Here is a 17259-nt window from a genome sequence, read left to right as displayed (position 1 = left end):
ACGGGGTCAGAGTCCTTTCGCGCAGCGAAAGGACTCTGACCCCTGCCTTTGCTTTTTTATCTTCATTGCGCGTGTGGCGGCCACGGAACTGTCAGGGGTCGGGCGGGGAGGCTGGGCGGGGGCGTTGAGCGCCATGGATGGCGCGAAACGAGGCCCGCAGGAGCGGCTCTTGCCGTCCCCCGACCAGCCCCACCGCCCGACCCAGCCCCCAGCTTCAGCCCCAAAGCCACTCGCGAGGACCCGGCCCCCGTTCCCTTTTCCGGGGGGGGAGTTACTCGACCGTTACGCTCTTGGCCAGGTTGCGCGGCTTGTCCACGTCGGTGCCGCGTGCCAAGGCGGTGTGGTACGCCAGCAGCTGCACCGGAATGGTGTGCACGATCGGGCTCAGCACGCCAGCGTGGCGCGGGGTGCGGATCACGTGCACGCCTTCGGATTCGACGAAGTTGCTGTCCTGGTCGGCGAACACGAACAGCTCTCCGCCCCGCGCGCGTACTTCCTGCATGTTGGATTTCACCTTCTCCAGCAGGCTGTCGTTGGGCGCGATCACCACCACCGGCATGTCCTCGTCTACCAGCGCCAGCGGGCCGTGCTTGAGCTCGCCGGCCGGGTAGGCCTCGGCGTGGATATAGGTGATTTCCTTCAGCTTGAGCGCGCCTTCCAACGCGATCGGGTAATGCAGGCCACGGCCCAGGAACAGCGCGCTGCTCTTGCGAGCGAAGCGCTCGGCCCATGCGGCGATCTGCGGTTCCATGTTCAGCGCGTGCTGCACGCTGCCCGGCAGGAAGCGCAGCTGCTCCAGGTAGTCCGCTTCCCGGGTGGCATCGACCCGGCCATGCAGCTTGCCCAGCACCACGGTCAGCTGGAACAGCGCCGCCAGCTGGGTCGTGAACGCCTTGGTCGAGGCCACGCCGATTTCGGCGCCGGCGCGGGTGTAGCAGACCAGTTCGCTGGCACGCGGGATCGCGCTTTCCGGCACGTTGCAGATGGAAAGCGTATGCAGGTGTCCCAGTGACTTGGCGTACTTGAGCGCCTCCATCGTATCCAGCGTTTCGCCGGACTGGGAAAGGGTGACCACCAGGTGCTTCGGATCGGCGTACGCCGCGCGGTAGCGGTATTCGCTGGCGATCTCCACGTTGCACGGCAGGCCGGCGATCGATTCGATCCAGTAACGCGCGGTCATGCCGGCGTAATAGCTGGTGCCACAGGCCAGGATCTGCACCCCGGTGATGCCCGACAGCACCGCCTCGGCGTTCCTGCCGAACAGTTCGGCCGGGAAGCCGCCGGCGTCGATCGCCGCTTCGATGGTATCGCCCAGCGCACGCGGCTGCTCGTGCACTTCCTTCTGCATGAAATGGCGGTACGGGCCGAGTTCCAACGAGGCCAGCGAGACATCGGACAGGTGCACGCCGCGATCGATCAGCTGGTCGTGCGCGTCGTACACCTGTACGCCATCGCGGCGCACGTCGGCGGTATCGCCCTCTTCCAGGAAGATCACCCGGCGCGTGGAGGAAATGATCGCCGAGACGTCCGAGGCGACGAAGTTCTCGCCGTCGCCCAGGCCGACCAGCAACGGGCAGCCCATGCGTGCGCAGACGAAATGATCCGGCTCGGCACGACTCATCACTGCCAATGCGTAGGCGCCGGTCAGTTCCTTGACCGTGCGCTGCAAGGCCGACAGCAGGCTGTCGCCGCCCTTCAGGTGATGGTGCATCAGGTGCGCGATGACTTCGGTATCGGTCTGCGATTCGAACACGTAGCCGAGCGCACGCAGTTTCTCGCGCTGTTCTTCGTGGTTTTCGATGATGCCGTTGTGCACCAGCGCCACGCCGGCGCTGATGTGCGGGTGGGCGTTGGCTTCGGTGACCCCGCCATGGGTCGCCCAGCGGGTGTGCCCGATGCCGAGCACGCTGTTGAAGCCTTCGGCATCGGCGGCGCTGGCCATCTCCGAGACGCGGCCGGTACGACGTACGCGGCGGATGCCCGCCTGCGCGCCCTGTTCCAGCACCGCGATGCCCGACGAATCGTAGCCCCGGTATTCCAGCCGCTTCAGGCCTTCGATGAGCACCGGCACCACATCGCGATCAGCGATCGCACCCACGATTCCGCACATAGACCCGCATTCCTTGGTGTTGATGTCGCCATTCTAGCGTGAGTGTCCGCCCGGGCCGTCTGGCCGCTTAACGAAAGTGTCCGCACGGGTGTCCGCGGACAGTCGGACACCCGTGCGGACGATGCAACTGCTTGATCGTAAAGGAAGGGGAAGTTGGCACGCTCCCTGCTTCATTACCGGCAGTCCGACCACCCAGGCCCTTCGATGATCCGCGACACTTCCGCCCAGGACCAGATCGTTTCCACGTCCACGCCCGGTTCGGCCGCCAGCACTTGGCGCCGCTACCGCTGGCCCGCGCTCGCCGCGCTGCTGGTGCTGGCCGGCATTGCCTTCGCCGTGCATGGCTGGCTCAACGCCAGCCGCTCGTTCGACAGCAGCCGGGTGCGCATCGCGCAGGTGGAGCGCGGCGACCTGGTGCGCGACATCGCCGCCGACGGCCGGGTGATCGCGGCCAACAGCCCGGTGCTGTATGCGATCTCCGCCGGCACCGTGACCCTGAAGGTGGTGGCCGGTGACGTGGTCAAGAAGGGCCAGGAGCTGGCGCTGATCGACAGCCCGGAACTGCGCAGCAAGCTGGCCCAGGAAGAGGCCACCCTGGCCGGGCTGGAAGCCGAATCCAGCCGTGCCGCGCTGGATGCCACCCTGACCCGCGCCAAGTCGCGCAAGGACACCGACCAGGCCGGCATCGAGAAAGTGGCCGCCGAACGCGACCTGCAGCGCTACCAGCGCGGTTTCGATGGCGGCGCGGTGCCGCAGATCGACCTGGCACGCGCGCAGGACGCGTTGAAGAAGGCCGACATCAACCTGGTGAACGCCCAGGCCGACACCCGCCTGCAGGGCCAGGGTGCGGACCTGGATGCGCGCAACAAGCGCCTGCTGGCCGACCGCCAGCGTGCGGTGGTGGCCGAAGTCAAGCGCCAGGTGGACGCGCTGACCCTGCGCGCCCCGTTCGACGGCCAGGTCGGCCAGGTGCAGGCCGTGCAGCACACCAACCTGGTCGCCAATGCGCCGGTGCTGGGCGTGGTCGACCTGTCCAACTTCGAAATCGAGATCAAGGTGCCGGAAAGCTTTGCCCGCGACCTGGCGATCGGCATGCCCGCGCAGCTGACCAGCGGCAGCGGCCAGCCGTTCGCCGGCGAGATCAGCGCGGTGTCGCCGGAGGTGGTCAACGGCGAGGTCACTGCCCGCGTGCGCTTCGCCGACAAGCAGCCGGCCGGTCTGCGCCAGAGCCAGCGCATGTCCGTGCGCGTGCTGCTGGATACGCGCAAGGACGTGCTGAAGGTCGAGCGTGGCCCGTTCGTCGAACAGGGCACCGGCAATGCCTACGTCATGGACGGCAACACTGCCGTGCGCCGCCCCGTGCAGCTGGGCGTGAGCAGCCTGGGCGAAGTGGAGATCCTGTCCGGCGTGCAGCCGGGAGATCGCATCGTGGTCGCCGGCAGCGACCTGTTCAAGGACGCCGAGCGCGTTTCCATCAACTGACATCCCCCCTTACCGAATCTGGAGAGAACCATGCTTGAGATGCGCGCTGTCGCCAAAGTGTTCCGCACCGAACAGGTCGAAACCCATGCCCTGCGTTCGCTGGACCTGCTGGTCAACGAAGGCGAGTTCGTCGCCGTGACCGGTCCGTCCGGCTCGGGCAAGACCACCTTCCTCAATATCGCCGGCCTGCTGGAGACCTTCACCAGCGGCACCTACCTGCTCGATGGCCAGGATGTGAGCACGCTGGGCGACGATGCGCGCAGCCGCCTGCGCAACCAGAAGATCGGCTTCATCTTCCAGGGCTTCAACCTGATCCCCGATCTCAATCTGTTCGACAACGTCGACGTACCGCTGCGCTACCGCGGCATGTCTGCGGCCGAGCGGCGCGAGCGCATCGAGAAGGCGCTGAGCCAGGTCGGCCTGGGTTCGCGCATGAAGCACTATCCCAGCGAGTTGTCGGGTGGCCAGCAGCAGCGTGCCGCCATCGCCCGTGCACTGGCCGGCAGCCCGCGCCTGCTGCTGGCCGATGAGCCGACCGGCAACCTGGACAGCACGATGGCGCGCGGGGTGATGGAGCTGCTGGAGGAGATCAACGCTGCCGGCACCACCATCGTGATGGTCACCCACGATCCCGAACTGGCCGCCCGTGCGCAGCGCAACGTGCACATCGTCGACGGCCAGGTCACCGACCTGCTGCGCGAGCCGGTGCTGGCCACCGCGCGGCGCATTGCCGCCGTCAACGAGTGAGGCCCGCCATGTTCGCCTACTACGTCCGCCTCGCCCTGCGCAGCTTCCGCCGCAACAAGGTGCTGACCGCGTTGATGGTGGTGGCCATCGCGCTGGGCATCGGCGCTTCGATGACCACCCTGACCGTCTTCCACGTGCTGTCCGGCGATCCGATCCCGGGCAAGAGCGATCGGCTGTTCTACGTGCAGCTGGATCCGCGCCCGAAGTCGGGCTACGTCCCCGGCGAAGAGCCCGAAGAGCAGATGACCCGCTTCGATGCCGAAGCGCTGCTGCGCGAAAAGCGCGGACAGCACCAGGCGGTGATGACCGCCGGCGGCGCCACCATCGTGCCCGACGGCAGCACGCTGAAGCCGTTCTCGGTGGATTCGCGCTATACCTCAGCCGACTTCTTCCCGATGTTCGAGGTGCCGTTCCAGTACGGAAACCCGTGGACCGCCGCCGACGACGAGGGCCGCAGTCGTGTCGTGGTGTTGTCCAAGGCGCTCAATGACAAGCTGTTCAACGGGGCCAACAGTGTCGGCCGCAACCTGACCATCAGTGGGCATTCACTGCGCGTTGTCGGCGTGCTGAAGGCATGGCAGCCCGAACCGCGCTTCTTCGACCTGTCGTTCAGTGCCTACGGCCAGGAAGAAGACGTGCTGCTGCCGTTCTCCACGTCGGTCGACCTCAAGCTGGGCAGCACCGGCAACATGAACTGTTTCGGGGATACCGCGCCCACCGGCTCCAGTTCGGACCTCAACGCACCCTGCACGTGGCTGCAGTTCTGGGTTGAACTGGACCCGGCCAAGGCCGATGACTACCGCCAGTACCTGGTCAACTACTCCGACCAGCAGCGCGCGGCGGGACGCTTCCAGCGCCCGGCCAACACCCGCCTGTCGACAGTGATGGAGTGGCTGGACTACAAGAAGGCCGTGCCCAGCGACGTGCGCCTGCAGGTCTGGCTGGCACTGGGCTTCCTGGTGGTGTGCCTGATCAACACGGTCGGCCTGCTGCTGGCCAAGTTCCTGCGCCGCAGCGGTGAGATCGGCGTGCGCCGTGCACTCGGCGCCAGCCGAGGCCAGATCTTCCTGCAGTGCGTGGTGGAAGCCGGCGCGGTCGGCGTGGCCGGCGGCGTGCTGGGCATCGGGCTGGCGTTGATCGGCCTGTACGCCGTGCGCCAGCAGCCGGTGGAGTACGCAAAGCTGGCCCACTTGGACGGCAGCATGCTGCTGCTCGCCCTCGGCCTGACCCTGTTCGCGAGCCTGGCCGCCGGCATGCTGCCGGCGTGGCGCGCGATGCAGGTCACCCCGGCCATCCAGCTCAAGTCGCAGTAAGCACGTCAACGAGGAATCATCATGGACATCCGCCCCATCCTCAGCACCCTGCGCCGGCACAAGACCGCCGCCTCGCTGATCGTGCTTGAAGTCGCGCTGACCTGCGCCATCGTCTGCAACGCGCTGTTCCTGGTCAGCCAGCGCATCGAAAAGATCAGCCAGCCCAGCGGCCTGGCCGAAAAGGAACTGGTGGTCGTGCGGGTCAGCGGCATCGGCAAGCAGACCGATGCCATGGCACGCACCCGCGAAGACATCGCCTCGCTGCGTGCGATCCCCGGCGTCACCAGCGTGACCCGCGCCAGCCAGCTGCCGTTCCGCACCAGCTCCTCCAACAGCGGCATCTCGCTGACGCCGGAGCAGGAGAAGCCGACCATCCATTCAACCATGTACAACGTCAACGAAAATGCCCTGTCCACGCTCGGCCTGAACCTGGTGGCGGGACGTGACTTCCAGCCGGGCGAATTCGTCGACCGCGAAGCAGCGATGAAGGAATTCCCCAGCACCAAGGCGATTTCAGGCATCTTCAGCCAGGCGGCCGCCAACCGCCTGTTCCCGGGTCAGTCCGCGGTCGGCAAGACGGTCTACATCGGCAACCAGCCGGTGCACGTGGTCGGCATCGTGGACTACCTGGCCACGCCCACCGGCTGGGATGACAACACCGACATGTCGTTGCTGCTGCCGATGCGGACCGACTTCACCGAAGGCCCGTACCTGCTGCGTACCGATCCGCAGCGCCGCCAGGAGGTGCTGGCCGCTGCGCTGGCCGCACTGGAACGCAACGATCCCAACCGGCTGGTGCGCGAGAAACTCACCTACGAAGAGCAGCGTGACAGCTACTTCAAGAACGACCGGGCGATGGTCGGCCTGCTGATCACCGTGTGCGTGGCCCTGCTGGTGGTGACCGCACTGGGCATCGTCGGGCTGGCCAGCTTCTGGGTGCAGCAGCGCAGCAAGCAGATCGGCATCCGCCGCGCCCTGGGGGCCACGCGGGGGCAGATCCTGCGCTACTTCCAGACCGAGAACTTCCTGCTGGCCACGGTCGGCATCGTGCTGGGCATGCTGGCCGCCTACGCGATCAACCTGGCGCTGATGAATACCTACGAGCTGCCGCGCATGCCGCTGGTCTACCTGCCGGTGGGCGCGGTGCTGCTGTGGCTGCTGGGCCAGGTGGCGGTATTCGGCCCGGCCCGGCGCGCCGCGGCGGTGCCGCCGGCGGTGGCCACCCGCGGCAGCTGAGGCGTATCCGCCGCGGCTTGTATATCCTGCTCCCATGATGTCCATGGCGCCGTGCCCTGCCCGGCGCCCATGTTCCGCCGAGCACGGCTCGGCGCCAACAGAAGCTGCCGCATGCCCGCGATCCTGATCATCGACGACAACACCAGCGTGGCCACCGCGCTGGACGTGCTGTTCTCGCTGCACGACATCGACACCCTGCAGGCGACGTCGCCGGAACAGGGCCTGGCCCTGCTGCGCGAACATCCCGTGGACCTGGTCATCCAGGACATGAACTTCACCGAGGACACCACCTCCGGCGAAGAAGGTGAAGCACTGTTCGCCCGCATCCGTGAGGCACACCCGGACCTGCCGGTAATCCTGCTGACCGCGTGGACCCACCTCGGCACGGCGGTGGAACTGGTGAAGGCCGGCGCGGCCGATTACCTGCCCAAGCCCTGGGACGACCGCAAGCTGCTGACCACGGTCAACAACCTGCTGGAACTGTCCGAAGCGCGCAGTGAACTGGATCGCCGCCGACAGCGCGAGCAGCGCCAGCGCAGCGACTTGGAACAGCGCTACGACCTGTGCGGTGCGGTATTCGCCGATCCGGCCAGCGAACGGGTGATCGCGCTGGCCTGCCAGGTCGCGCGGTCGACGCTGCCGGTGCTGATCACCGGTCCCAACGGCGCCGGCAAGGAAAAGATCGCCCAGATCATCCAGGCCAACTCGGCGGTGGCCAAGGGCCCGTTCGTGACGGTCAACTGCGGCGCGCTGCCGGCCGAGCTGATCGAAGCGGAACTGTTCGGTGCCGAGGCCGGTGCCTACACCGGCGCCAACAAGGCACGCGAGGGCAAGTTCGAAGCCGCCGACGGCGGCACGCTGTTCCTGGACGAGATCGGCAACCTGCCGCTGGGCGGCCAGATGAAGCTGCTGCGCGTGCTGGAAACCGGCCGCTTCGAACGGCTCGGCTCCAACCGCGAACGCCAGGTCAAGGTACGCGTGGTCAGTGCCACCAATGCCGATCTGGGCGCGATGATCCGCGACGGCAGCTTCCGCGAGGACCTGTATTACCGGCTCAACACGGTCGAACTGACGCTGCCGCCGCTGGCCGAGCGGCCCGGCGATATCGTGCCGCTGGCCGAACATTTCCTGGCAGGCGACAAGCCGCTGTCCGCAGCAGCCAGCACGGCATTGCAGCGCCACCCGTGGCCGGGCAACGTGCGCGAACTGCGCAACGTGATCCAGCGCGCCGAGCTGCTGGCCATCGGCAACCGCATCGACGTGGCCGACCTCAACCTGCCGCGCGCACCGGCCGGCCCGCGTGGCACCGGCACGACGGTCGACCCCGACCGCCAGCGCATCGAAACCGCGCTGGCCAGCAACCACGGCATCATTGCCCAGGCCGCCGCCGAACTCGGGCTGAGCCGGCAGGCCCTGTATCGGCGCATGGACCGCTTCGGCATTCCACGCGAATGAGGCAGCGCTCCTTCACTTTCCAGCTGTTCCTGCGCCTGCTGCCGGTGCTGGCCCTGGCGGCCGCACTCCCGTGGCTGCTGGCGTACTGGATGGACCACGGCTGGGGCGTGGCGATCCTGTCGGGCATCGTGCTGCTGGCGTTGATGTGGTTCAGCCTGAACCGCGCCATCGCACCGGTGCGTTCGCTGATGCGCGCCCTGTCCGGCGTGGTCAGCAGCTACAAGGACGGCGAGTTCAACTTCAGCGTGCACTGGCCGGCGCGCGATGAACTGGGGCACCTGGTGGACGCGCACCGCGAACTGGGCGACGTGCTGCGGGAGCAGCGGCAAGCGCTGGTGCAGCGCGAACTGCTGCTGGACACCATGGTGCAGAACACGCCGGTGGCGATGCTGCTGCTCGCCGCCGGCGGCGATGGGCTGCAGCGCGTGGTGTTCTCCAACCTGGCCGCGCGCAAGCTGCTGCACGGTGGGTTCAAGCTGGAAGGCCAGCGCCTGGCCGAACTGCTGGAACAGATGCCGATCGCCCTGCGCGACGCCATTTCGCGTGGCGGCGACAGCCTGTTCGCCGTGCGCGAAGAGGACAGCGAGGACGAGGAAGATGAGCAGATCTATCATCTTTCGCGGCGCGCCTTCCATCTCAATGGACGGCCGCACGACCTGCTGCTGATCCGCCTGCTCACCGCCGAACTGCGCCGGCAGGAAGTACAGACCTGGAAAAAAGTCATCCGCGTCATCAGCCACGAGCTCAATAATTCATTGGCTCCCATTGCGTCCCTGGCGCACTCCGGCGGTGAACTGGTCAAGCGCGAGCGCTTCGACCGCCTGCCGGAGATCTTCTCCACCATCGAAGACCGCGCACGCCATCTGGAGGGCTTCATCCGGGGCTATGCGCGGTTCGCCAAGTTGCCGCAGCCGCAGTTGCAGACCGTGCACTGGGCCCCGTTCCTGGCCAGCCTGCAGCAGCAGATTCCGTTCCAGATGGACGCGCTGGATGAAGACCTGCACAGCCGGGTGGACATCGCCCAGCTTGGCCAGGCGTTGTTGAACCTGGTCAAGAACGCACAAGAAGCCTGCGCCGAGTCCGACCCGCCCAATGACGATGTGCGGGTCAAGGTCACGCGCCTGCCGCAGTGGCTGCGGCTGGATGTACTGGATCGCGGCAAGGGCATGAACGAAGCGGTGCTGCAGAATGCCCTGACTCCGTTCTATTCGACCAAGCGCAACGGCACCGGCCTGGGGCTGGCGCTCACCCGCGAGATCGTGGAAGCGCACGGCGGTCGCATCGCGCTGCAGAACCGCACCGAAGGCGGGCTGTGCGTGTCGTTGCTGTTGCCGCAGAACTGATCGGCGACGTCGGGCATGCCTCGGCGTTACCGGGGGCCGGGCACGTCAGGACTTCTTCTGCGGGCGCTGCCAGCCTTCGATCACCTGCTGGCGGCTGCGCGCCACGGTCAGCTGGCCATCCGGCGCGGTGCGGGTGATCACCGATCCGGCGGCGATGGTCGCGCCCTCGCCCACCAGCACCGGTGCCACCAGCGAACTGTTGGAACCGATGAAAGCGTTGTCGCCGATCGTGGTCTGCGACTTGTTCACCCCGTCGTAGTTGCAGGTGATGGTGCCGGCGCCGATGTTGACCTTGCTGCCGATGACCGCATCACCCAGGTAGCTCAGGTGGTTGGCCTTGCTGCCCACGCCCATGCGGATCTTCTTGGTTTCCACGAAGTTGCCCACGTGCACGCCATCGGCCAGCACGGTACCCGGGCGCAGCCGTGCGAACGGCCCGATCTGCGCCGCGCCTTCGGTCACCACGCCTTCCACGTCGCAGTGCGCCAGCACGGTGGTGCCCGGTCCCAGGGTGACATCCTTGAGCCGGGTGAACGGACCAATGCTGACCCCGTCGCCGAGTTCCACGCGGCCTTCCAGGATCACGTTGACGTCGATCTGCACGTCACGGCCGACGATCACCTCGCCGCGGATATCAACCCGGGCAGGGTCCAGCACGCGCGCGCCCTGCACGCACAGTGCACGCACCGCGCGCTGCTGCCAGGCACGTTCGAGCTGCGCCAGCTGCCACGGATCGTTGGCGCCCTCGGCATCCTGCGGATCGGCGACCAGGCTCATCTCCGCTGCAGTGTATTCGTTGGCGGCGAAGGCGAACACATCGGTCAGATAGTACTCGCCCTGCGCATTGGCATTGGACAGCTGCGAGAGCCAGCGCCGCAGCGCGGTGGACTCGGCGGTGATGATGCCGGTGTTGATGGTGCGGATGCGGCGTTGTTCCTCGCTGGCATCCTTCTGCTCCACGATCGAGCCGACCTTGCCTTCGGCATCGCGCACGATGCGCCCGTAACCGGTCGGGTCGTCCATCTCCGCCGCCAGCACCGCCAGTCGGCCCGGCTGGTCCAGCAGCTCGCGCAGGGTCTGCGCGCGGATCAACGGCACGTCGCCGTACAACACCAGCACCTGCGTGGCGTCCGGCACCTCCGGCATCGCCTGCGCCACGGCATGGCCGGTGCCCAGCTGCTGCGACTGCTCGGCCCACAGCAGATCGGGCTGGCTGGAAAAATGCGCGCGCACGGCATCACCGCCATGGCCGTACACAATGTGGATCGCATCCGGCTTCAGCTCGCGTGCGGTGGCGATCACATGGGCCAGCATGGGTTGTCCCGCCACCGGCTGCAGCACCTTCGGCAATACGGACTTCATGCGCTTGCCGGCGCCGGCGGCGAGGATGATGACGTGCAGGGCTTGGGTCATGGGAAAAAGGGTCCGCGATGGTTTCGCGACATTCTAGAACGGCCGCCGTTAACATGACTCACGCATCCTGCATCTACCGTCCATGACCCTGCTCCGCCAAGGTGGCTCCTACCTCGTCGTCGGCCTGCTCCAGCTGCTGCTGGACTGGTGCGTGTTCGTCGCCGTGACCGCGTTGGGCGTGCCGGTGGTACCGGGCAACCTGATCGCACGCGCCTGCGGGATGCTGTTGGGTTTCTGGCTCAACGGGCGCTACACCTTTGCCGATGCCGGCAGGCAACGGCTGGGATGGAAGCGCTTTGGCCGTTTCATCGCAGTGTGGGCCGTATTCACCGCGTTGAGTACGGTGCTGGTCGCTGCTGCCGATCAGGCGTTGGGGCTGAAGTACGCATGGTTGGCCAAGCCGCTGGTGGAAGGCGGGCTGGCCGGGCTGTCGTTCCTGCTGATGCGGCGCCTGGTGTTCCGCTGACCCATCGCGCAGCACATCGGTAGCGCCGTGCCATGCTCGGCGAGCACAGCGGGCCGTGGCCTGAACGATGCCGCCGGGCATGGCTCGGCGCTACCGCTTCATGACCGGCAAATTCACTCCACACGCGCCTCAGCGGCCGAGGCGCTGGCCCAGTCCGTCGCGCCACAACTGCAGCGGACTGAAACGGAACGCAACCTGATGGCGACCGGCCGGTACGCAGACCGCACGGAACAGTCCGTTGGCGCGCATCAGCGGTGCTGCCGCCCCATCCACGCTGGCCTGCCAGCCCGGAGCGGTCACCTCATTGACCACCAGCCACGCCGGCGCGGCCGCGTCCACCTGCACGCTCAGCCCGCTGGCCCGGTAGACCGTCGCGCCCACCTGCAGCTTGCCCGCATCGGCATCGGCACACGCCGCCTGCGTATCGCCGGGCAGCCAGACCGTGGTGCTGAAGTCGGTCCGGTTGAATGCCGCGGCAGGCGGCAGGTCTTCATCATGACGACGCACTGCCGTGGGATTGAGCATCCGCGGCAGCATGCTGTCACGTTGCATCACCTGCAGTTCGGCGTCGTAGGCATGCGACCCCGGGAACGCGGTCGGTGCCAGCACCCAGCGCACGCCGATCAGATCGTACAGCGGCGCAGCGAAGTCCGGCGTCCATGGCGTTTCCGGTTTCTGCTGCACGCTGTCGAGCGGATCACCGGGCATGCCGAGCATCTGCAGGGCGCGGCGGTCGAGCAACGGATTGTAGCCATTGGCCAATGCCAGCCCATGGACGGCCGCGCCATTGGTCAACGGCCCGATGCCGAAGGCCAGTGCGCGTTCGGGCAGGCCTTCGCTGCGCTGCGCGGACAGCAACTGGTACGCGCTCTGCGCCGGCCCGGGCCGCGTTGCGGTCAGCACCGGACGGGTGCCGCTGCGCGCGTTGAACGAGGTACTGACGTTGAACATCAGCAGGTCCAGCAGCATCAGTCCCAGCAGCCAGCGCGAGGGCGACCGGTGACGTATCAACTGACGCACCGCGACCGCCCCGATGGCGACGCTGATTGCCAGCCACGCCCCCCCCTGCAGGCGTCCACTGCCCAGGACCAGCCACGCACCGGCAACGGCCAGCATGACCACCACCAGCAGCGATGGCAGGTGCGGGCGCAACGGATCGCGCTGCAGGGCCGACTGCAGCGCATGCGCGGACAGCCATGCCGCCGCCGGGACGGCGAGGAACAATCCATCCGACGGGCGACGGAACAGGTCCAGCCCCGGCAGCCAGCCGAACAGCCACGGGAACAAGGGCGTGGCCCCGCCGAGCGCGAACAGCACGGCCAGCACGAAGACCGCCAGCGCGATGCGCGCGCCGCGCGGATCGCTGCGCACCACCGCGCCACCCCATGCAAGCCACACCGCCAGCGGCACAGCCCCCATGTACAGATAGTCGGTGGTGATATCCCCGAACGCCCAGCTGTCACCGCGTCCCTGTTCGAACACATTGCCGGACAGCAACGTGACAAGCGATTGCCAGTGGATGGCGCCCGGCAGGGCGGCCTGCAATGACACCCCATCACGGTTGGTATGGGCCAGCCATGCGAACGTGGACAGCCATTGGGGGGCACTGATCGCCGCTGCCATCGCGCCTACCGTCGCAAGCTGCAGGCACAGGCGGATGCGCCGGGCGCGCGCCATGGCGATCGCAGCGATGGCATACACCGCACACGCCAGCACGATCAGGTAGGTGACCTGGGTCAGCTGTAGCGCACACAGCCCCCCGACAACGCCGGCCAGCACGGCATGACGCCAGCGTAGATGATGCCGCAGCTGGTCCAGCGCCAGCCACAACCAAGGCAGCAGGCAGTAACTGACGATCATCGGGGTGTGCTGCAGGCGCGCCGCCGCGACCCCGCCGAACAGGAAAACCAGTGCGAACATCAGCTGCGGCAACCGCTGTAACCCTTGGGTTGCCGCAAGTTTCAACGCACCCATCCCCGCTACCATCACATGCAGCAGGATCACCACCGTGAACCAGTGCAGCGAGGCAGGCGCCAGCAGCATCGGCAGCACCACGGTCGGCTGCAGGGTCATCATCTGCGGGTCGGCCAGCTGCGGATAACCGCCGTGCAGGTAAGGATTCCACCACGCGGCGTCCCCCAGCAGCAGCTGCTGGGCGGTGAAGCTCACCGCAGGAAAAAACTGCTGGACGGCATCGAAGGGAATCGTCCAGACGCCGAGCAGCCACGGCAGGCACAGCACCAGCCACATTACGCACCATGCGAAACCTGGCGTCGCGGTTGAACGGGTCCAGCGGTTGATGAGCGAAACCGCGCCGATAGTCTGCTGCACCCTGCTCTCCTTGCTCTATCAGCGCGCGCCGCCAGCTTCGGGGCGGCAAAGATCAATCATAGCCCGCACCAGCGCGGCATGCCCGAGGGGCCCCTGCATGCGGTCATTCACCGCTTCCGCAAGCGTCTTCGTGCAGCCCGGCCCGCCGCGCCGCCGGGCGATGCCATGCCATGGCGCAGGCAGCTTTTCGTCTACCACGTTGATGATGCCACGCAGTGGCTGCGCGGCCGCAGGCAGTAACGTGGCGAGAAGCACTGCCCGGCAGTAACTGAGGACAGGCATGGCGTGCCTTCCGGTAGAAGGAGCCCCTAGGGTGAACACCCGTGGTCGCCAGCACGAGGAACCGGCGCACAGTTCGGCCAGCACCATCGGCAATGCGCGGAAAATACAAACGCCGGCCCAGGGCCGGCGTCGGACCAACCAGCGGAGATGGCGCGTGACGACCAGCGGTCGTCACCCACCGAACCCGCCCGGAAGTTCAGTGCTTCAGGTTCTTGCGCAGGCGCTCCAGCGCCTGCAGCTGGGCCGTCACTTCGGCCAGCTTCTGCTGGGCCTCGGCGATCTCCATGCCTTCACCCCGGTTGGCCAGCATGCGCTCGGCTTCTTCCTTGGCCTTGCGCACCGATGCTTCATCGATATCCTGCGCGCGGATCGCGGTGTCAGCCAGCACGGTAACCACCTGCGGCTGCACTTCCAGGATCCCGCCGGAGATGAAGAAGTCCAGCTGCTCGCCATTGGCCTGGGTCACCACCACCTTGCCCGGCTTGAGGCGGGTGATCAGCGGTGCGTGCTTGGGCGCGATGCCCAGCTCGCCCAGCTCACCGGTGGCCACGACCAGGGTCGCTTCACCCCGGAAGATTTCCTGCTCGGCGCTGACGATGTCGCAACGGATCGTGCTCATGCAAATCTCTTCACTGTTCGCGGCGGCACGATGCCACCGGGGAGGAGCCACGGCGCGGACGGGTGTCCAGCGCCGGTGTCAGGTCGGGCAGGATCGCTCCCGCCCGATCCGGATCAGGCCTTTTCGGCCATCTTCTTGGCCTTTTCGACCGCTTCTTCGATGCCGCCGACCATGTAGAACGCCTGCTCCGGCAGGTGGTCGTATTCACCATCGACGATGGCCTTGAAGCCACGGATGGTGTCCTTCAGCGACACGTACTTGCCCGGCGAACCGGTGAACACTTCGGCCACGTGGAACGGCTGGCTGAAGAAGCGCTCGATCTTGCGGGCGCGGGTCACGGCCTGCTTGTCTTCTTCGGACAGTTCGTCCATGCCCAGGATGGCGATGATGTCCTTCAGTTCCTTGTACTTCTGCAGGGTCTGCTGGACGCGCTGGGCGGTGTCGTAATGCTCGTGGCCGATGACCAGCGGGTCCATCTGGCGGCTGGTGGAATCCAGCGGATCCACGGCCGGGTAGATACCCAGCGAGGCGATCGAACGCGACAGGGTCACGGTCGAATCCAGGTGGGCGAAGGTGGTCGCCGGCGACGGATCGGTCAAGTCATCGGCCGGCACGTAGACGGCCTGGATCGAGGTGATCGAGCCGTTCTTGGTGGAAGTGATGCGCTCCTGCAGGACGCCCATTTCCTCGGCCAGGGTGGGCTGGTAGCCCACGGCCGACGGCATGCGGCCCAGCAGTGCCGACACTTCGGTACCGGCCAGGGTGTAGCGGTAGATGTTGTCGACGAACAGCAGCACGTCCTTGCCCTTGCCCGACGCGTCCTTCTCGTCGCGGAAGTACTCGGCCATGGTCAGGCCGGTCAGCGCGACGCGCAGGCGGTTGCCCGGCGGCTCGTTCATCTGGCCGTACACCATCGCGACCTTGTCCAGGACGTTGGAGTCCTTCATCTCGTGGTAGAAGTCGTTGCCCTCACGGGTGCGCTCACCCACGCCGGCGAACACGGACAGGCCGCTGTGCGCCTTGGCGATGTTGTTGATCAGCTCCATCATGTTGACGGTCTTGCCGACGCCAGCGCCGCCGAACAGGCCGACCTTGCCGCCCTTGGCGAACGGGCACATCAGGTCGATGACCTTGATGCCGGTTTCCAGCAGCTCGGTGGCCGGGGACTGGTCTTCGTACGACGGCGCGGCACGGTGGATTTCCCACGTGTCACTGGCGGCCACCGGGCCGGCTTCGTCGATCGGGCGACCCAGCACGTCCATGATGCGACCCAGGGTGCCCGGGCCGACCGGCACGGAGATGCCGCGCTCGGTGTTGGTGGCGACCAGGTTGCGCTTCAGGCCATCGGTGGAACCGAGGGCGATGCAGCGGACCACGCCGTCGCCCAGCTGCTGCTGGACTTCGAGGGTGATTTCGGTGTTGTCGACCTTCAGTGCGTCATACACCTTCGGTACCGACTCACGGGGGAACTCGACGTCGACGACCGCGCCGATGATCTGAACGATCTTGCCCTGACTCATTGCTGCATCCTCTAGATTTGTGCTTTGGACGTGCGCGTCAAACTGCTGCTGCGCCGCCGACGATTTCGGAGATTTCCTGGGTGATCGCTGCCTGGCGGGCCTTGTTGTAGACCAGCTGCAGGGTTCCGATCAGCTTGTTCGCGTTGTCGCTGGCCGCCTTCATCGCCACCATGCGTGCCGCATGCTCGGAAGCAACGTTTTCCAGCACCGCCTGGTACACCAGCGACTCGATGTAACGCGTCATCACGTGCTCCAGCACGGTCGCGGCATCGGGTTCGTACAGGTAGTCCCAGTCGTGGTGCGCGACCTGCTTTTCAGCGGCCGGCAACGGCAGCAGCTGGTCGAAGCTGGCGGTCTGGGTCATGGTGTTGACGAAGCGGTTGTACACCAGGTACACGCGATCGACCTTGCCCTCGGTGAATGCATCGAGCATCACCTTGATCACGCCGATCAGCGATTCCAGGCGCGGCACGTCACCCAGGTGGGTCACGCTGCCGACCATGTTGACCTTGATGCGACGGAAGAAGGTCGAAGCCTTCTGGCCGATCGTCACCATGTCCACTTCGGCACCCTTTTCCTGCCAGGCACGGGCTTCGCCCAGCGTCTTGCGGAACAGGTTGTTGTTCAGGCCGCCGGCCAGGCCGCGATCCGACGAGATCACGATGTAGCCCACGCGCTTGACCTGTTCACGCTCGACCAGGAACGCATGCTGGTAATCGGTGCTGGCCTGGGCCAGGTGGCCGATCACCTGCTTCATCGCCTGCGCGTACGGACGCGATGTCTTCATCCGCTCCTGCGCCTTGCGGATCTTGGAGGCCGAGACCATCTCGAGCGCGCGCGTCACCTTGCGGGTGTTCTGCACGCTCTTGATCTTGGTTTTGATTTCGCGTCCGCTTGCCATCTCTTATTCCCGTATGTTCAACGGTAGAGCGGGGACCTGCC

At 66.6% G+C, this 17259-nt stretch carries 14 protein-coding genes; 7 read left to right on the top strand and 7 right to left on the bottom strand.

Features of this window, described 5'->3' with window-relative positions:
• Positions 1-271 precede the first annotated feature (271 nt).
• A complete protein-coding gene (gene glmS / locus QE373_RS02660) occupies positions 272-2110 on the bottom strand; it encodes a glutamine--fructose-6-phosphate transaminase (isomerizing) (RefSeq protein WP_309683341.1) in 1839 nt (612 codons plus the stop codon).
• A gap of 204 nt (positions 2111-2314) precedes the next feature.
• On the opposite strand from glmS, the gene QE373_RS02655 reads away from it, so the two are divergent.
• The 6 genes from QE373_RS02655 to QE373_RS02630 all read left to right on the top strand — a co-directional run bounded on the left by QE373_RS02655 (position 2315) and on the right by QE373_RS02630 (position 9686).
• Positions 2315-3592, top strand: coding sequence for an efflux RND transporter periplasmic adaptor subunit (locus QE373_RS02655; RefSeq protein WP_057508081.1), 1278 nt, complete (start codon positions 2315-2317; stop codon positions 3590-3592).
• A gap of 30 nt (positions 3593-3622) precedes the next feature.
• Entirely contained in the window at positions 3623-4339 is a 717-nt protein-coding gene (locus QE373_RS02650; RefSeq protein WP_057508082.1) for an ABC transporter ATP-binding protein, read from the top strand.
• 8 nt (positions 4340-4347) lie between these two features.
• A complete protein-coding gene (locus QE373_RS02645; protein WP_309683337.1) occupies positions 4348-5652 on the top strand; it encodes an ABC transporter permease in 1305 nt (434 codons plus the stop codon).
• Between the two features lie 21 nt (positions 5653-5673).
• Positions 5674-6888, top strand: a complete 1215-nt coding sequence (locus tag QE373_RS02640) for an FtsX-like permease family protein (RefSeq protein ID WP_309683334.1) — start codon at positions 5674-5676, stop codon at positions 6886-6888.
• Positions 6889-6999: 111 nt separating this feature from the next.
• The gene (locus QE373_RS02635; protein ID WP_309683330.1) at positions 7000-8343 is read left to right on the top strand and encodes a sigma-54 dependent transcriptional regulator; all 1344 of its coding nucleotides are present in this window, start codon (positions 7000-7002) and stop codon (positions 8341-8343) included.
• Positions 8340-9686 (top strand): ATP-binding protein, encoded by a 1347-nt coding sequence (locus QE373_RS02630; RefSeq protein ID WP_309683326.1) that lies wholly within the window; start codon positions 8340-8342, stop codon positions 9684-9686. Before QE373_RS02635 ends, QE373_RS02630 begins: the two co-directional genes overlap by 4 nt.
• 45 nt (positions 9687-9731) lie before the next feature.
• On the opposite strand, the gene glmU is transcribed toward QE373_RS02630, so the two are convergent.
• Positions 9732-11099, bottom strand: a complete 1368-nt coding sequence (gene glmU / locus QE373_RS02625; protein WP_309683323.1) for a bifunctional UDP-N-acetylglucosamine diphosphorylase/glucosamine-1-phosphate N-acetyltransferase GlmU — start codon at positions 11097-11099, stop codon at positions 9732-9734.
• 82 nt (positions 11100-11181) lie between these two features.
• Between glmU and QE373_RS02620 the strand changes: the two genes are divergently transcribed.
• Positions 11182-11565, top strand: a complete 384-nt coding sequence (locus QE373_RS02620) for a GtrA family protein (protein WP_309683320.1) — start codon at positions 11182-11184, stop codon at positions 11563-11565.
• Positions 11566-11694: 129 nt separating this feature from the next.
• Here QE373_RS02620 and QE373_RS02615 read toward each other — a convergent pair whose 3' ends face one another.
• The 5 genes from QE373_RS02615 to atpG all read right to left on the bottom strand — a co-directional run bounded on the left by QE373_RS02615 (position 11695) and on the right by atpG (position 17218).
• The gene (locus QE373_RS02615; RefSeq protein ID WP_309683317.1) at positions 11695-13896 is read right to left on the bottom strand and encodes a hypothetical protein; all 2202 of its coding nucleotides are present in this window, start codon (positions 13894-13896) and stop codon (positions 11695-11697) included.
• Between the two features lie 18 nt (positions 13897-13914).
• The gene (locus QE373_RS02610) at positions 13915-14178 is read right to left on the bottom strand and encodes a hypothetical protein (RefSeq protein ID WP_309683314.1); all 264 of its coding nucleotides are present in this window, start codon (positions 14176-14178) and stop codon (positions 13915-13917) included.
• Positions 14179-14374: 196 nt separating this feature from the next.
• The gene (locus QE373_RS02605) at positions 14375-14797 is read right to left on the bottom strand and encodes a F0F1 ATP synthase subunit epsilon (RefSeq protein ID WP_309683312.1); all 423 of its coding nucleotides are present in this window, start codon (positions 14795-14797) and stop codon (positions 14375-14377) included.
• Positions 14798-14910: 113 nt separating this feature from the next.
• Positions 14911-16317 carry a F0F1 ATP synthase subunit beta gene (gene atpD, locus QE373_RS02600; RefSeq protein ID WP_042614574.1) on the bottom strand — a complete coding sequence of 469 codons (1407 nt, stop codon included), beginning with the start codon at positions 16315-16317 and terminating at the stop codon, positions 14911-14913.
• A 37-nt stretch (positions 16318-16354) separates the two neighbouring features.
• Positions 16355-17218, bottom strand: a complete 864-nt coding sequence (gene atpG / locus QE373_RS02595) for a F0F1 ATP synthase subunit gamma (protein WP_042614573.1) — start codon at positions 17216-17218, stop codon at positions 16355-16357.
• Between the last annotated feature and the right edge of the window lie 41 nt (positions 17219-17259).

This window comes from Stenotrophomonas sp. SORGH_AS_0321 (assembly GCF_031453215.1).
Lineage (GTDB): Bacteria > Pseudomonadota > Gammaproteobacteria > Xanthomonadales > Xanthomonadaceae > Stenotrophomonas > Stenotrophomonas chelatiphaga.
This window is presented reverse-complemented; position numbering and strand designations above follow the sequence as displayed.

Coding starts and splice junctions, on each gene's coding strand:
- glmS (WP_309683341.1), bottom strand. CDS start 2,110: ATGTGCGGAATCGTGGGTGCGATCGCTGATCGCGATGTGGTGCCGGTG.
- QE373_RS02655 (WP_057508081.1), top strand. CDS start 2,315: ATGATCCGCGACACTTCCGCCCAGGACCAGATCGTTTCCACGTCCACG.
- QE373_RS02650 (WP_057508082.1), top strand. CDS start 3,623: ATGCTTGAGATGCGCGCTGTCGCCAAAGTGTTCCGCACCGAACAGGTC.
- QE373_RS02645 (WP_309683337.1), top strand. CDS start 4,348: ATGTTCGCCTACTACGTCCGCCTCGCCCTGCGCAGCTTCCGCCGCAAC.
- QE373_RS02640 (WP_309683334.1), top strand. CDS start 5,674: ATGGACATCCGCCCCATCCTCAGCACCCTGCGCCGGCACAAGACCGCC.
- QE373_RS02635 (WP_309683330.1), top strand. CDS start 7,000: ATGCCCGCGATCCTGATCATCGACGACAACACCAGCGTGGCCACCGCG.
- QE373_RS02630 (WP_309683326.1), top strand. CDS start 8,340: ATGAGGCAGCGCTCCTTCACTTTCCAGCTGTTCCTGCGCCTGCTGCCG.
- glmU (WP_309683323.1), bottom strand. CDS start 11,099: ATGACCCAAGCCCTGCACGTCATCATCCTCGCCGCCGGCGCCGGCAAG.
- QE373_RS02620 (WP_309683320.1), top strand. CDS start 11,182: ATGACCCTGCTCCGCCAAGGTGGCTCCTACCTCGTCGTCGGCCTGCTC.
- QE373_RS02610 (WP_309683314.1), bottom strand. CDS start 14,178: ATGCCTGTCCTCAGTTACTGCCGGGCAGTGCTTCTCGCCACGTTACTG.
- QE373_RS02605 (WP_309683312.1), bottom strand. CDS start 14,797: ATGAGCACGATCCGTTGCGACATCGTCAGCGCCGAGCAGGAAATCTTC.
- atpD (WP_042614574.1), bottom strand. CDS start 16,317: ATGAGTCAGGGCAAGATCGTTCAGATCATCGGCGCGGTCGTCGACGTC.
- atpG (WP_042614573.1), bottom strand. CDS start 17,218: ATGGCAAGCGGACGCGAAATCAAAACCAAGATCAAGAGCGTGCAGAAC.